At 46.2% G+C, this 16,185-nt stretch carries 8 protein-coding genes and 1 pseudogene; 5 read left to right on the forward strand and 4 right to left on the reverse strand.

Translation table 11 applies throughout. The annotated features are described in order from the left end of the window. Positions 1 to 465 precede the first annotated feature (465 nt). On the reverse strand, positions 466 to 3,774 hold the full coding sequence (locus ACRBG0_RS23055) for a DUF7619 domain-containing protein (RefSeq protein WP_431489202.1): 3,309 nt from the start codon (positions 3,772 to 3,774) through the stop codon (positions 466 to 468). A 188-nt stretch (positions 3,775 to 3,962) separates the two neighbouring features. On the opposite strand from ACRBG0_RS23055, the gene ACRBG0_RS23060 reads away from it, so the two are divergent. Together ACRBG0_RS23060 and ACRBG0_RS23065 are read left to right on the forward strand one after the other, a co-directional pair. Further along, positions 3,963 to 5,387, forward strand: a complete 1,425-nt coding sequence (locus ACRBG0_RS23060; protein WP_431489203.1) for a hypothetical protein — start codon at positions 3,963 to 3,965, stop codon at positions 5,385 to 5,387. Between the two features lie 593 nt (positions 5,388 to 5,980). After that, positions 5,981 to 6,943 carry a hypothetical protein gene (locus ACRBG0_RS23065; RefSeq protein WP_431489204.1) on the forward strand — a complete coding sequence of 321 codons (963 nt, stop codon included), beginning with the start codon at positions 5,981 to 5,983 and terminating at the stop codon, positions 6,941 to 6,943. A gap of 107 nt (positions 6,944 to 7,050) precedes the next feature. Here ACRBG0_RS23065 and ACRBG0_RS23070 read toward each other — a convergent pair whose 3' ends face one another. Both ACRBG0_RS23070 and ACRBG0_RS23075 read right to left on the reverse strand, forming a co-directional pair. Beyond that, entirely contained in the window at positions 7,051 to 7,692 is a 642-nt protein-coding gene (locus ACRBG0_RS23070) for a protein-L-isoaspartate(D-aspartate) O-methyltransferase (protein WP_431489209.1), read from the reverse strand. A gap of 202 nt (positions 7,693 to 7,894) precedes the next feature. Then, positions 7,895 to 9,637: a phospho-sugar mutase gene (locus ACRBG0_RS23075; RefSeq protein ID WP_431489205.1), complete on the reverse strand. Its 1,743-nt coding sequence runs from the start codon at positions 9,635 to 9,637 to the stop codon at positions 7,895 to 7,897. A 392-nt stretch (positions 9,638 to 10,029) separates the two neighbouring features. On the opposite strand from ACRBG0_RS23075, the gene ACRBG0_RS23080 reads away from it, so the two are divergent. Beyond that, the gene (locus ACRBG0_RS23080; protein WP_431489206.1) at positions 10,030 to 11,142 is read left to right on the forward strand and encodes a DUF1015 family protein; all 1,113 of its coding nucleotides are present in this window, start codon (positions 10,030 to 10,032) and stop codon (positions 11,140 to 11,142) included. Positions 11,143 to 11,222: 80 nt separating this feature from the next. Further along, complete coding sequence (locus tag ACRBG0_RS23085; protein WP_431489207.1) at positions 11,223 to 11,921, forward strand: phytanoyl-CoA dioxygenase family protein; 699 nt, start codon at positions 11,223 to 11,225, stop codon at positions 11,919 to 11,921. Positions 11,922 to 12,033: 112 nt separating this feature from the next. Here ACRBG0_RS23085 and ACRBG0_RS23090 read toward each other — a convergent pair whose 3' ends face one another. Further along, a complete protein-coding gene (locus ACRBG0_RS23090) occupies positions 12,034 to 15,660 on the reverse strand; it encodes a BamA/TamA family outer membrane protein (protein WP_431489208.1) in 3,627 nt (1,208 codons plus the stop codon). 308 nt (positions 15,661 to 15,968) lie between these two features. Between ACRBG0_RS23090 and ACRBG0_RS23095 the strand changes: the two are divergent. Continuing rightward, positions 15,969 to 16,185 (forward strand): annotated as a pseudogene (locus tag ACRBG0_RS23095) (acetyl-CoA C-acetyltransferase); the annotation flags it as partial.

The raw sequence follows: 16,185 nt of genomic DNA on the forward strand, positions 1-16,185 counted from the left end.
TTATAGAAACGTTGGACTGTAATGTCTACTTGATGTTAGTGAAGAAGCATCGCAATATTTATTTGTACAATAATACCGCAAAAATGGTTCATTTTTGATGTTCGCGTCTCTACACAAAATAGTATCTATGAAAGATAGTTCCAAAAAATAGGTCCACATTCATGAACGGCATCCATTCTCAAAATGCCAATAACAATGCCTAAACCTAACGCGAAGGGCAGGGCCCGGAGCGCGACGGGCCGGTAGGCGCGTAACAGCAAGGGATAGTAGCGGAATACCCGCAGCGCAGCGAGGATATTATAGCGAATAGCCCGGCCGCCCCCGGCAACGGGTGGCGGTGATGCAAAAAAAAGCAGCCTCACCCGAGATGGATGAGGCTGGTGCAAACTTGGAATTTAGGATGTAAGCGCCATAACAAGGTGCTAACAAATGTCAATGGGGTTAATTTCGAGAACTACTTAATCATCATTTTACAATCAACTTGCCTTGGGCGAGGGGCCGCTGTCCGTCAAATAGGCGGAAGAAGTAGAGGCCGCCTTGGGTGAAAACGTCTCGATCAAGGCTTAGCTGTTGTCCACTGAAAGCATGCTGACTGATTAGGCGACCTTGTGTGTCGTAAATCAGGCATTGGCCATCGTTGATGTCTAGCCCTTGTAGGGTAATTAAACTGGAGGTTTGTAAGGGGTTAGGGGCTACGCTGAAGCTGAGGCCTGGTACGAGAATCTCTTGTGTGCTTACGAGTATAAAGTTTTCGCCGATGGTATGGCTGACCGTATTGGTGACGACTGCCTCGTTGAAATCAAAGTAGATATCGGCGGTGTTTTCAATGATGGTGCCAATGGGGTTGTCAGGAAGCTGGCGAATAGAGAACTGCACAAAGCCGTTGGATGCCTCGAAGTTGATGGTACTGTCTGGCAGCATGATATCGTCGAAGTGGAAGAGCAGTTGGCCATCTTCTTTCAACTCCATGCGGTAGGGGTGGCTGGACGCGCCGGGTACGAGGCTGCTGATATCGAGATGCTCGCTGATTTGGTCTTCGATGCGTATAGTGAAAGCCGTATCGGTGCCTGTATTTTGGAAACGAATGAGGTACTCTAGTGGCGTGTTGGCTTCGATGAAATGCTGATCGCCGTAGCCACGGGGCAGGGCTTGCTTGTCGTTGGGGTCCCAAGAGCCGATGTTTTCGATACAGAGCTGGTCAACATTTGGCTTGGTGTTTTCCAGTAGGAATTGGGTGGCAATACCAGGGGTGAAGCCGCCACAGCCCTCTACGAAATCTGCTGCGATACCGCCGAATGGGTAGCTGTTGTCTTGCTCGATCTCAAGTCGCCAAGTAGAACCATTGGCAGGGAAGCTGATGGCTTCACTTTGCCCTGCATCCAGTTGGAGAGGTGTTTGGTTCATGTACATGATAACATCTTCAACGATGCGGTAATTCTGAGCGGCGGCCATATCACTGGTACCGGTATTGGCGATAGTGAAATTCACTTGACCACTGCCAGGGTCGCAATCGCCGGAGACCGTAAGCTCGGCGAAGCTGGTGGCGGGAATACAAGTGAAAGGAAGAATAGCTGCCTGTACGCAATGGGTAGCTCCCAGGGTGGCTTCGCAACTCAGGCCAACGGTAAGGTTGATTAGCCCAGCGCTCGCCGGAGCAATGGTGCCTAAGTCGAGTTGGTACTGTCCATTGCCCAAATCGGTGAAGGGCACATCAGCATCCATCAAGGTCATGAAGGGGTCCAAGTCAATGGTGATGGAGGCATCTTCCGCCGTCAGGTTTGAGTAGTTGGCGTAGTTCAGGTACAGTTGGTTGTCAAAGCAACGCCGCAGGAAGGGTGCTGATACATCAACGGTGAGATACGTACAGTCATTGATTAATATCGCCGGGAAATCGATGGTATTAATGGATTCGGTGACTTCGGGAACGGTAATGCTGGATACACAACCAGAGGTAACGCCTGCAGGCAGGAGAAGCTGGACTTCTACATTGATCAAATCATCGCCAGACCAGTTGAGGAAGGCGGTATAAGTACCTTCCGTGTTGGTGGTGGCGAGGAAGGTGCGGTTGGAGTTGGTACTGGAGATAAGGACTTGCCAGCCGCCGAGGCCTGTTTCGTCGGTATCCAGGTCACAGTTTTCGTTGTCATCCAGGTAAACTTGGCCGGTAAAGAGGCTGAGTACGCCTTCGACAGTGATTACACTGAGGCAGTAGTTGGCGTTTCCGCTGGCGTCGACTACCCACATTTCAACAGGGTAATTGCCTGCAATTGAAGGGATAGTTATAGGCCCTTCGGGCGGCAAAGTACCATCTGAGTCGGCTTCTAATATGATACGAAGCTCTACATCACTACACCAGTCGAAGCTCCCTGCGTCGATGTCTTCGGCCCAGATGACGAGGTCTTCGCTTGGGTTGGCGTATACATTGATCTGGCTGGTGCAAATAGGTGTCGGCGCGATATTGTCGTTTTCACAGTCGCCGCCCAGTGAATTGACAGTCACAACGGTCACACAGGAACTGCTATTGCCAAAGTTGTCGGTGGCCCAAACTTCAACGGGATATTCGCCGGTTTCGGAGAAGGCCATTTCAAAGTTGGAAGAAGGAGCACCCGTGCTTTCAACGAGCAAGTTGAGGCTAAGGGTAGGAGTGACGGTACAATTGTCGGCGTAGATATCTAAAAGCTCAAAAGCGTTGACAAAAGTAGCACTGGCACCTGGGTTGATGGTCGCAATGGGTGAAGGCTCACAAGTGATTACGGGAGCTTCGTCATCGGTGGTACAATCGTCATTATTCAGATCGATAACACTCACGCTGGCAAAGCAGCTACTGAAATTGCCACTGGCGTCTTCGGCATAAATCACTACTACGTAATCATCAATAACAGGAGGAAGTTGCAAGGAGGTAGTGGTAGGAGGAGTACCCGTGTTATCGGCCTCGAGATTGATGGTTAGCTGCACGTTTCCACAGTTATCGTAAGAACCTTCATCAATATCTTGTGCCCATAGGATGACCCCGAAATCAGGGATGGCACTCAGGGTGAGGCCGTTTTCACATATAGTTACAGGCGACTCCTCGTCGTTATCACAAGGATCGTCGATACCTTCAATTATTTCAACGTAAGTGGTGCAAAAGGTGGCATTTCCAGCATCGTCAACGGCCCATACTTCTACCGGGTATTCTGCAGCGGCGTTAAAGGTGATATCTATTTCGTTTTGCGGAGCACCTGTGCTTTCAGCAACGAGATTGATACTGAAATCGGGAGAAGCATCACAGTTTTCCGTAAAGCTTTGGATAATATCTTGGGCGAAGATGGTGGCCGTTCCAGTACTGGAGTTGAGGCTTGCTACCAGGCCATTGATGCAGAAAATTTCTGGTGATTCGTTATCATCGCTGCAATCACCGTCGTTGACGCCGATGACATTGATTTCACTGAAGCATGTGCTCCAGTTGCCGGAGGGGTCAATGGCATAGGCAATCACGTAGTAAGTGCCAATGGCGGGAGGAATTGTTACCGAAGTTGTTGCAGGAGGTGTGCCTGTATCGTCGGTAGGGGTGGTTAAACGTAGCGTTACCGGCCCACAATCATCGAAAGAACTTTCGACGATGTCGGTAGTAGAAAGCGTGATGCCGCTACCTGCGGTGGCAACGAGGTTAAAGTCGGTGTTGCAAATGACGACGGGGCCAATAACATCGTTGTCACAATCCTGTGCTTGTAGGAAAGAAGTGCCAAAAAGCAGTAAGAAGAAAAAAGTTAATAGTTCGTTTTTGCTTTTCATGATTGAAGTTTTTGTTCTGGGATTCTAATTAAATAGATAGGTATTTTAACCTATTATTAAAACTTACAATGCAAAAGTGATGTAAATCAAGGGTAATTACAAAGACAAAAAATAGTAATTGTAGAGTACTTTATGGTGTAGTTTATGTTTAAAAGTTTGATATTGCGTGTGTTGAAAATGATCAAAATATGGACAATAGAGGGGAGAGTGTTTTTGACTCGCAGTTGTTTCAACTATTAATGCAGCTAAATAAAAGAGAATTGACCGCATTTCGGCAATTTTTGACATCTCCCTATTTCAATCAGCGAGAGGATGTATTGTCTTTGTTTAATGGTTTTTGCCCTTTTTTAGTTGATGAGGGAGCCCCTACGAAAATAGAACTTTGGCGTTGGGTTTACGGTGACGACGATTTCAATGACCAGAAATTACGCCTTTTGATGAGTTACTTGTCTAAGCTCATTGAACAGTTTATTGCGGTAGAAATGACCCTTGCTGATGACTTTGAGGTAAAGATGAAGGTTGCTAACCAGTTGAGGTCTCGTGCCGATATTCAGCTGCACGAACGTTTTTTAAAAGGGTCAAAGCGTATTTTGGAAAAGCAGCCCTTGCGTAATGCCGAGTACTGGTTGCATAATTATCGCCATCAGGAAGCAGCTTACCGTCAGGCGTTTTCGCGGCGACCAGAACAGAATGATAATTTTGCGCTCCTCAGTGAGTCCTTCGATAAAGCCTTTCTGGCGCTGAAGCTGAGGCAGAACATGTGGCTTTTCAATCACGAGCAACTCTACAAGTGGGGCTATCAGCCTACGGCACTAGACCGTTTTATTGAGCAACTCGATGAAGCGACACTTACACGCGAGCCTGCCTTGTCGCTCTATTACTTTGGGATACAGGTATTGCAATCTCCTACCGATGAGAAGGTCTTTCAGCAGTTTACCCAAACACTTTTTACATATAGCGCCTTATTTCCGGAAGAAGAAGCGCGTGACCTTTATCTATTGGCCATCAATTTTGGGGTGCGGCAGGTCAACGAAGGCCAGCGGAGTTACTTTCCCAAGGTGATGGAGCTTTACCGCAACGGCCTGGAGCAGGGCTACCTCTTGCGCAATGGTGTGCTATCGCGTTTCACCTACCATAATATAGTGACGACCGCCCTTCAAATTGGTGAGTTGACTTGGGCGGAAGCATTCATCGAAGAATGGACCAACAAGCTGGAGCGTCGCTTTCGAGACCGGATGTATCACTTCAATCGCGCCAAAATTGCCTATGCGGGCCAGCGTTATGACGAAGCATTGCCCCTCCTTCAACAGGCCAATTATCATGATCCATTGCTCAACCTGGGCGCGCGAACCTTACTGCTCAAGATCTATTTTGAACTAGAAGAATGGGAAGTACTACAGAGTCACCTTGACGCTTTTCAGAATTACCTACGCCGGAAAGAGGGTATCACCTACCACAGAACCAACTACCGTAACCTCATTCGGTTTACCCGACAGTTACTCAAAGCTCAGTTGGGCAGCAAGTTGCAACGAACGAAACTCCGTGATCGGATTCTTCAGGAGACGATCCTGACAGAGAAGGAATGGCTACTTAAGCAGTTGGGGGATGATTAGTTTTTTATACTTTGGGGCCATAGCTGCGCTGCGCTAGCTACCGCTTGTTCCGTTCTTAGTGCTTGCTGCGCTGCGCACTACCACTTCACCAGCTTGTCCTTAGTCGCTGCCGCGCCTCGTGCTCCGGGCCTCGCGGCCTTCGCAAAAGAAGATACGTCAAAATGGAAGAAAAAGGAGTTAATGGTAAGCAAAGAGGTGTGAAATGTTTTTTAATGTTTCTTTATTTTGAAATAAAAACAAAATTTTCTATATTTGCGATGGAATTATTCCCCATCATAGGTAACTACCCCCATTTCTTGGGGCATTCAGAGGTATAAGTTTGGATATTGCGTGGCACTCGCTTCGGTGAGTGCATAAAGTACTATGGCCATGCCCCATGGTTTTGGGGATGGTCGACGGCGACTGAGGCCTGGGTGGGTTGACCCTCCAGGGTCCGCCGATAACACTGCCTCCAATGAAAATTCACTATCATCAGAACTATCTCACTCCACAAAGGTTAACAAGTAACAATCCTCTTCGAGCTTCAAATTATCGATGTTTGTTTAGATTTGTCACCAGCACTTCTATTCACACTCAGGAATTACTAAAAGATCATGTCTCCACTCAATATTCGCAAAGTTCATCAACTGACTGGCCACAATGCAGCGATCTACGCCTTGGTACCTGGGCCTCAGCCAGGGACTTTCCTTTCGGCAGCGGGAGATGGTTGGATCGTGCAATGGTCGCTCAATGGTGCTAGCGAAGGAGAAGAATTGCTGGGGCAGCTGATCGCCAAGGTGGATACCCAGGTTTTTAGTCTTGCGTATTTACCTGTCACCAATACCCTTGTTGCTGGTGATATGAATGGTGGTGTTCACTGGCTGAATCTGTCTGAAGACCGCCCAAATCGGCATTTGGCACATCATCGTAAAGGTACTTATGGGGTAGTCGTAGCCGGTGATCAACTGATAACTTTAGGGGGGGATGGTGTCATTACACGTTGGGATACCTTGCGGCAGAGCAGTGTGGAAAGTTTACAGCTCAGTAATAAGGCTTTACGGACGGCAGTATATCGGGAGGAAGCAGCAGAGTGGCTCGTTGGGGCTAGTGATCACCATATTTACCGTCTGGACGTTACTGATTTTTCCATCAAGGAAAAAATTGCAGCAGCTCACGAAAATTCCGTTTTTTGTCTTCAGGAACACCCCAAAGAGAATAATAAGTTCTTCAGTGGTAGCCGAGACGCTTTGCTAAAAGTATGGCAACTAGGGGAGGAGGGAGCACCAACGGCTTTGCTCAATTCTCAACCCGCCCACTGGTACACTATTAATCACCTGCTTACTAGCCCAGATGGTAAATACTTGCTCACGGCGAGCAGGGATAAAACTATCCGCATCTGGGATACGAATACCTATAAGTTGATAAAAACCCTGGATGCAGCCCGTGATGGCGGTCATGTCAACAGTGTGAACCGATTGTTGTGGGTGCCGGGTACTCCTTATTTTGCAAGTGCCAGCGATGATCGATCAATTATCGTATGGAACGTAACGGAAGAGCCGTTGCACCGCAACGTCTAACCCCCTTCACTTAAAAAGTCGGAAGTCGGAAGTCGGAAGTCGGAATTTTCCGCACCCCGCACCCCGCACCCCGCACCCCGCACCTGAAGTCGCACCTGTCCGCACCCCTAAGCCGTCCCCGGCAAAAAGGGTACAAACCTGAAATCTCCGTGATCTTCGGTTTCCCATTCGGCTTTCCCCCGACGAATGATACGTAGCATACGTTGATCTTTGTCTCCAACGGGAATGACCAGCATCCCTCCAATGGCCAACTGTTCTTTTAAGGCTTCCGGTACTTCCGGTGCTCCTGCCGTGACGATTATTCGGTGAAAGGGGGCCATTTCTGGCAGGCCTTTGTATCCATCGCGATGATAGCAACGTACTCCTTTTAGCCCCAATAGCTGGAGCATCTTTTTGGCCTTCAAGTGCAGCGGGCGATGCCGCTCAATAGTGAAAACACGCCCGCCAAGTAAGGCCAGAACAGCAGCTTGGTAGCCGCTGCCTGTACCGATTTCCAGTACTTTGTCTCGCTTGTTTACCTCCAGTAAGCTACTTTGGAAACCAACAGTGTAAGGCTGAGAGATCGTTTGTTCACAGCCAATAGGAAACGGTTTGTCTTGGTAGGCCCAATCGACAAAGGCTTTTTCCAAAAAGAAATGCCGAGGTACCCGACCAATAGCCTCCAGCACCCGCTCATCACGGATACCCTTCTCACGTAGCACTTTCACGAGTTGCCGTCGTTGCCCTTGATGTTGGTAGGAATCTTGCAGAATTGAAATTATTTACAATAATACTTTTTAGTGTATGCCGTAGGCGTGGCCAGGTCAAAGGTTGGATAAATGTGTGTGATGGTGTAAGAGTTGGGTAAGTGTAAAGGTGTGAAAGTTGTTTTAGATAAACGGAACCCTTACACCCCCAAAATAGATTTTACCACCAACCACCAACCACCAACCATCAACCATCAACCATTTTTCACACCCCCAAATCCTTCATAATAATGTCCAGCTTCGTGTCCAGTTCTTGCTCTACATTGGGAAACTGGCTTTTATCATTTAAGGGAGCATTGACGCTACAGTAGAATTTGATCTTCGGTTCTGTTCCTGACGGGCGAGCAGAAATGATGCTGCCATCTTCGGTGAAGAACTGTAAAACATTGGAGCTTGGTAAGTCAATGGGCGCAGTGCTTCCGTCAGCGACGTGGTGCGCGGTGCTACTTGCGTAATCCATGATCGTGGTTACCTGTGAACCTCCAAGGACAAGTGGTGGGTCTTTACGATACTTGTCCATCAGTGCTGCAATTTCCTCAGCGCCGCTTTTGCCTTTCTTGGTGATGGCAATTAGTTTTTCCTTGTAACAGCCGTATTCTACATAAATATCCAATAGCGCATCGTAAATGCTACGCCCTTGATCCTTGTAGAAGGCGGCCATTTCGGCAATCATAGCACAAGAAATAACAGCATCTTTGTCGCGAGCGTGCTCGCCTACCAGTAAGCCGTAACTTTCTTCTCCACCAGCAAGGAAGGTCTTTTTCCCTTCAAGCTCCGTCATGATTTTACCAATCCACTTGAATCCGGTGAGCGTATTGAAACACTCGATGCCTTTGGATTCGGCCATCTTATCAATGAGGTAAGACGTTACGATCGTTTTGATCACGTATTCTTTACCGGTCAGTTTACCACTTTCCTCCCAGGCTGTCATCACATAATTGATCAGCAGTGCTGCAGTTTGATTACCATTCAGGAGAATAAATTCTCCGTCATTATTGCGTACGGCAATTCCTACACGGTCAGCATCAGGGTCAGTAGCCATCACCAGTTCGGCACCTTTGGCTTTCGCCTGGTCCATGGCCATGGTGAGGGCTTCTTTTTCTTCAGGGTTGGGATAAATGACCGTAGGGAAGTTGCCATCTACGACCATTTGTTCTTTTACAAGATGAACATTGGTAAATCCAAATTGCTCCAACGCAGGTGGTACCATCACACCGCCTGTTCCGTGAATAGGGGAGAAGACGATAGGTAGGTCGTGTTGCCTTTTGATGGCATCGCGCGAGATGGAAAGCTTAAGCAATGCCGCGAGGTATTGTTCGTCCATCTCCTTGCCGATGGTTTCGATCTTGTCTTCCTGAGGGGCAAACTTGATCTCATCGACGCTGTTGATTTTATCTACTTCGGCCATGACATTTACATCGTGAGGACCAGTAAGTTGCCCTCCATCTTCACCGTAAGCTTTGTAGCCGTTGTACTCTTTGGGATTATGTGAGGCCGTAATCATCACCCCACTTTTGCAACCAAGTTCTCTGATTGCAAATGATAATTCGGGAGTAGGACGTAAACCGTTAAAGAAATAAACGTAGATGCCGTTAGCCGAAAAGACTTCTGCTACCAAGCGGGCAAAAGTGTCGGAATCGTTGCGACAATCGTGTGCGATAGCCACTTTTATCTCTTGGTCAGGGTATAGCTGCAACAGGTAGTTACTCAGGCCCTGAGTCGCCATGCCAAGGGTGTATTTATTGATCCTGTTGGATCCAACACCCATGATACCCCGGATTCCACCCGTACCAAACTCTAAGTCTTTATAAAAGCTATCTGTTAGCTCCGTATACTTTTCCTCCTCAATCAGCTGACGAATGTATTGTTTACTTTTTTCATCGTAATTTCCGTTCAACCATTGGTTGATGTTTGCCTGTACGCTGGAATCCAAAGATACTAATGACATAAGTTGATTCTTTTTTTGTGGATGGAACAAAGTTACCGATCAGGAATTAATTCCCTTTGGTTTTAGAAGCGCAATTTTTTTTTATCTTTATGACAATATACAAAAGGTATCCCCGTTAAGGAAGGGTAACTTGCGAAAACGATTATCAAAAATCGTTTCGTAAAAAGAAATACTGTTTACAGCTTGCTCCATCATCATCTACTTTTAGCAAGCGTAAAAATCAGTTTAAGATTAATAACTGGGGTTTAGTTTTCTATTTTGAAAGTGCAGTTTACTGCACTTTCTTTTTTTGCCCTGTACACAAGTTTTCGATTCTTATTTCCGATTTCCCCACAAGCTCTTATCTTGCGCACACCAAATAATTCCCTTCTTAGAGAATCAATAATTCGACCATGGTTGTACGCCCTTTTGCCGCTACCTTCTCTCGCCCAGAGCAAATTCCCGATTTAGCTGCCTTTCTGGCCTCTGTTAAGGAAGATTTTAAAGTGTTTTACGAGAAGGAGTATTTTTCAGCTCCTCAGTCGCCAGCCATGTATATCTATCAAGTCAAGTCAAATGGTCAGGAGCGTACAGGCTTGATTGCGGCAGTTTCTATCCAGGATTATCTCGAAGAGCGGGTTCGTCGACATGAGCATACCCTGGTCGCTAAAGAGGTAAGGCAAGCGGAGCTTTTACATCAACGAGGAGCGGTTGTCAAACCGGTATTGTTAGCGCATAGGCACCACCAGGCGCTGGCTGATCTTTTGGCGGCACACGCTCAAATTCATGCACCTTTTCAGGAGTTGCATTTAGCTGACCCCGAGGAAACACACCGTTTTTGGGCCATCACTGAACCCCAAGAGATAGAACAAATACAGTACTACTTCGGTAGGTATATTCTTAATACTTATATCGCAGATGGCCACCACCGCTTTAGTGCCATCGCACGTTTGTATCAGCAACGGGAAGAGCACCACGAACCCAACCCTTTTGGCTACCTTATGTGTGCACTTTTCCCAAGTACTGCACTACAGATTCACAATTTCAATCGGGTAGTGAAAAACACCAACCCCGATTTGAGTTGGTTGGCCCTGATGGCCCGTATCTCGCAATTTGCAGATGTGGAGCCTCTTCCAACGGCTCGTCAGCCCAAGGGACAGCATGAACTTACGATGTTCATTCAAGAAGAGTGGTTCCTTCTCCGCTGGCGGTCGGAGACGCTAAAGAAAAATATTGATGCTGGCCTGCCAACGCTCGATGTCTCTATGTTGAATTATTATCTCCTGCAAAAAGTCCTTGGATTAGAAGACATTCGCAACGATAAGCGCATCAAATACGTCGAAGGCCCTGCTGGTCTGACGGCTCTGGTAGAGGCTTGTGAAAACCGCCCTGCTGTCGCTTTCTGCCTACACCCGCTCAGTTGGGAGGCTTTCTTTCGTGTGATTGATCACGGCCTGGTCTTACCCCCAAAAAGCACTTGGTTTGAACCGCGTATGCGCAATGGCTTGGTGGTGCAGATGGTATGAGGGTTGCGGGAATAGAAAAGATGAACCACCAAAGGCATATAGTCTTTTTGTGCAAAGTAAGTTAGCAGCAAGTAAGAAAAATGAAACAAGAATTCAAGTTAAATCAAGAAGGTTATGAAATAATTGAAGCCGTTTATTCTACAAAAGAAGTAAATACCATTTTAGAAATAACGGAGTCCAAAAATCTTGAAAATAAGTTTGGGATACGGGAGTTTTTGTTAGATCATCCCGATGTTTCTAATAAGGTTTTTACAAAAAAACTGATGGAGATTATAGAGAGGGTTTCTCCAAAATGTAATAAGTCTATTAAATCTATCTATTTTGATAAACCTCCAAGTGCAAATTGGATTGTAAACTGGCATCAAGATTTGACAATTAACCTGACAGAAAAGAAAGAAACCTTATTCTTTAAGAATTGGAGAATAAAAGATGAAAGAGTTGTTGTTCAGCCAGATATAGAAATGTTAGAAAGTATTTTTACGATAAGAATTCATTTAGATGATTGCATGAAAGAAAATGGTGCTTTGAGAGTAATTGAAAAATCTCATAATCAAGGAGTAATCGATATAAAGGAATGGGTGAAGAATAAAGCTGGGGTAGAGCGAATCTGTGAAGTCAATAAAGGCGGAGTGATAATAATGAAGCCTTTAATTCTGCATTCCTCGAAAAGAACAGAAAATCAACAAAATCGACGAGTGATTCACATTGAATTCACAGAAAAGGAATTGCCAAATGGACTGAAGTGGAAAGAAGAAATAAGGCTAAAAAGACAGGCATGATGAAGCAGTTAGTGCTTGTTAGTTGTATTTTGGATTTGTACTTCTTGCAATACCATCTTTAAGATACTCCCCTTAAGTGCCTTTGGTGGTTCAAAAAAATATCAAAAGCCCATCAAAAATTCGTCCCCAGATTCAAATCAATTATGCCCGATTCTTCGTCTGAAAACCCGAAGAGTACCGACAAGGTATAAGACCTAGAGAGCGGGATAATATAGAGACCTCCACCATACGCTTGTTTGAAATCGGGTTTAGGCGTTTCGTCCATCGTCACGTAGCCATTGTCATAAAAAGCTCTTATCCCGACGACTACAGGCAGGAAGGCATTGCGCCATAGTGCCACCGGACAGCGCAACTCGGTATTGTAATAGAAGTAGCCATCACCGGTAAATCGGTTGCGCCGGAACCCTCGTAATCCCTCTTGTTGACCAATGCTGGGAAGTTTGTAGAAAGGCACTTTGCCTTGGCTTTCTGCCCAACCAATGCGGGCAGCTAAAGTAATCGGAAAGCGGCGCGTGCTTAGAAAAAATTCTCCGGCAGCACTGGTGATCCCAAATTCAGCTTCGGTACCTTTAGTCCATTCTTGACCAGCCATTAATCGCATACCTTTAGATGGGAATACCTGATGGTCTCGCAAATCGATGGTGAGGTTTGGGCGGAGATAGAACCAGCTCAAGTCTCCGGTGCCATAGAAAGGGGTTGTTGTATCAAGGATGGTATTCTCTGTCTCAACGGTTTCGTTGTTTTCGTAGCCCATTTGCAGGGTAAATTCGCTCTGGCGGCGAAATTTTCGGCGAAGTGTACTACTGAAGTCTACCCTCCGCAGCCGTATCTGGTTGAAGCCATCGCGAAAAGCATCGTCGTCTTTTGTACTGTTGTTACCCAGGCCAAAGAAGAAGTTGTAAAAAGAAGGGCGTTCAACATTTGCTTCAGCTAGCACATCCCACTTGTGCAATACGTGGTGCCAGTCGGCTGCGTATTGCAAACTAATATTACTTAGTGTACTTACGGCTCCACGGATACTGTGTTTACTACTGTAATCACGACGGGTAAAACTCCTTTGCGTAAAAGTGATTCCTGTTCCTAATGTTACGCCCGAGAAAGAGTTAAACGTAAGGTTAGCCAATGGTAGATAGCTGTTGTATTCATAGGCGTCTCGCTGATAAAAATAGAGCTCGTCTCGCCAGTTTTTTACCTGCTTGCTTCCTTTGTTTAAGATGATTTTCGCATCAGGATCATTCTCGTAAACCAATATGCTTGTGTTGCTTCCGTTATCACCGCTGTCAATGATATCATCTTTGCCAGGGCCACCAATAATACGGACGGTAATTGCTCTGGAACTGGTACCTGTTATTTCAAAAGTATCATCATCACCCAGGCCATAGATGCGTATTTCTTTGGTTTCAGAAGGCCAGAACAGGCGATCGTAAAGAACGCGCCCTCGTTGGTCTCCTTTTGGGTCAGTTACGGTCACGCGGGTGTTGGCATTGGGCAGGCGAGTGATGAGGAAATGTTCTTCTTTGTTGGTGCCTACAACGTCTACTACCTTGGCATGGAGTTCATAATAGGTATTCGCATATTCTTCGAGGTCTTGGATACGCTGATCAAGTTTGCTGGCAATGGTATTCCCCGAAAGGGCAAGAGTTTCCTCTGGCAGCGTTTGAATGGCCGCTTGTATTTCCTGTGGGCCAATATGCTGTTGTAGAAAGCTCACTTCCTTCAGGAAATCTTCTCTACTCAGCGGACTGAGTAACAGTCGATCCATGTGTCGAGCTTGGTAAGTGAGGGATCGTACATCCTGAATTTCATAATCAAAATGCTCAAGATTAGGCACTGCCCACCGGCGGCTGGCCAACCAAGGGATAAAACCATCTAGTTGAGAAAAAGCATGGTCGCGATCCCGAGGGATAGGGCGCACGAGTAGCTGGTCTTTGTCTTGCTTGAAAACGGCCCATTTCCAGTTGTCTTCATGCTTGCTCCAGTCGCCGATGAGGATGTCAAAAAGGCGTGCGCGGACAAATTCATGATGGTTGATTTTTAAGTCTTGATCGTCGTAGCGTTTATCAAAGAGTTCGAAACTTTTGTAGATTTTGTCAGCTCCAAAAGTTCCTGTCCGATTCGATTTTGCATTTTGGGGACGTTCTTCCAGCATGCCAAGCATATTGCCGTAATCTCCTCTGAATCTTCCCAAACGGGGAATATTACCTAGTACATAAAGCTTTGGAGAAGCATGTAGAATATCTACTTCGTTAAGTAAAGAAGCTACAGGTAGTGCACCATAAGGGTGTTGTGTACTGGTCTGATCCCTTGTAATATCGGCGATGATCGTATTGCGTAGCTCCAGGTTCAAGGCACCGGCAGGATCTTTGTCTACCGACCGGAAGACAAAGCGTTCTCCAATTGCAGTTTCCAGTTTTAGAGACTTTGTTTGCCGCCCACCGCCGCGTTTGGTTGGCCACAGTCCACTTTTTATCGTGTCGAGGTCAAGCACCGGTACTACTACGGGGGCTAGCCAGGTTGCCCGATAGTGATCTCCTAAGAAGAAGCGTTTGGTTTTGCTTGCTCCATAGCTGTTTCCGCCTTCCGTAAGAACCGTAGCTGCAAGTTCTGGTTTGATGAGGGCCAGTGAGTCTACTTCTTTGAAACAAGGCTGATAATTGGGGTTGGCCGGAACATTGGAACCTGTGACAGGATTGCAGGCCTGATCAAATAGCATAAGGTTTTTCGACAAAATGATACCATCTTCTAAAACCTCATAGAATTGATAACTGGCTTGTCCGTTAGCTTCAAAAGTTAACACCGTGAACCCGGGAAGTGTACTGGTGAAAATAGCGGGCTTGTGTTTCGCTACCCACCTTCCTTTGCTGGGCGCGCCACTATTGACAATGTAATTGCCGCTGTAACCGATGAGTTGTTGATTAGGCTCATGCCCGCCAAGGAAGAAAATACCTTGATTTTGGGAGGCAATGTCCTTCATTTCGTCCAAAAAAGGCTCGTAGTATTGATTGTGGAGGTCTTTTGGGCCACCAATATTCTGCCGGTAAGCAATTTTGAAACTGCCTAGAATGGGAGTAGAGAAATGATCACTAATAGGAAACTCGCCACCATATCTTCCTTGTGATTGTAATGGGAAATGCCCGGCAATGATGATGTTCTTATCCAGGTTTTCTTCTACGGCATCATGGATTTCCTCCATCACAATAGAGGGCTCTGAATAGTCGCAAACAGCATCAGAGGGGGTAGGCTTACGATGAGGATGGTTCCACCACTGTGTATTAAGGGTAATGAGCAGGGTAGAAGAGGAGAGCTTTTCTACATCAGGCCCAGGGCAGCCCTGATCAAGGGTCCAGCGGAGGTTGTCAATGTCTTGGTCTTCTATATATTCCTCCAAGACTTTTACACACTCCCAGCCCACCTTGCCAGAGGAGGCCCAATCTCTATCACCTGGAAGAAGGTAACTTTTTATATGAGGATTGGCTTTGACAACATCAAGCAGCAGTTGCAGATGTGAAAAATCGTGTTCTTTATGTTGGTCATGGCATTTGTGATCCGTGAGGTCTCCATTGATAATCAAAGTTGTTTGTTCATCCGCTGAAGCAAGAAACCCTTGTAGTGCTTCAAAAAAAACAGGATCAGCATCGGCGGTATTTCCAACAGTGACGACTTGGGTCTGGCTATAAATTAATGGACAACCAAGTATATTTAGGGTCAAAAAAACGGAGAACTGGAGTACGTATTTCATAAACAACTTGGTCAAGTTTGAGGGACTAAGCTACTAAACCTACTAGATTTAGTAGAAACTGTCTAAGTTTTTTTTGGTGTAAATGAGCGAGAAAATTTTAGACAGCTTCAACATAGAAATCTTCAATGTGAGCTAAATGTTTGCTAAGTAAGTCAACCACCTTTTATTTGTCGTGATCTTTAACAAATCCCAAGCGTTACCTTTATATAAAAGGAATAACACTTACCTTTGCAGCCCCTTAGAGCTTGTTTTGCAGTAGGAACAAGTCCCAAACAAGCTCTTAACCATTCAACCAAATTTTTATTAAGATGCAAGAAGTATATATCGTATCGGCACTCCGCACACCACTAGGAAGTTTCGGTGGGGTCCTTTCAAGTTTATCCGCTATAGAGTTGGGTTCTACAGCCATTAAAGGCGCTTTAGAAGCAGCTGGCCTGACGACAGAGCAAGTAGAAGGAGTATGTTTTGGCAATGTTTGTTCGGAAAAATTGGGCCAAGCTCATGCTCGCCAAGTAGCATTGAAGG

It is taken from the genome of Lewinella sp. (assembly GCF_050633125.1).
In the GTDB taxonomy this organism is placed as follows: domain Bacteria; phylum Bacteroidota; class Bacteroidia; order Chitinophagales; family Saprospiraceae; genus Lewinella.

Bases quoted from the DNA above. Each gene is read 5' to 3' on its own strand.
- ACRBG0_RS23055 (WP_431489202.1), bottom strand. From the start codon at position 3,774: ATGAAAAGCAAAAACGAACTATTAACTTTTTTCTTCTTACTGCTTTTT.
- ACRBG0_RS23060 (WP_431489203.1), top strand. From the start codon at position 3,963: ATGGACAATAGAGGGGAGAGTGTTTTTGACTCGCAGTTGTTTCAACTA.
- ACRBG0_RS23065 (WP_431489204.1), top strand. From the start codon at position 5,981: ATGTCTCCACTCAATATTCGCAAAGTTCATCAACTGACTGGCCACAAT.
- ACRBG0_RS23075 (WP_431489205.1), bottom strand. From the start codon at position 9,637: ATGTCATTAGTATCTTTGGATTCCAGCGTACAGGCAAACATCAACCAA.
- ACRBG0_RS23080 (WP_431489206.1), top strand. From the start codon at position 10,030: ATGGTTGTACGCCCTTTTGCCGCTACCTTCTCTCGCCCAGAGCAAATT.
- ACRBG0_RS23085 (WP_431489207.1), top strand. From the start codon at position 11,223: ATGAAACAAGAATTCAAGTTAAATCAAGAAGGTTATGAAATAATTGAA.
- ACRBG0_RS23090 (WP_431489208.1), bottom strand. From the start codon at position 15,660: ATGAAATACGTACTCCAGTTCTCCGTTTTTTTGACCCTAAATATACTT.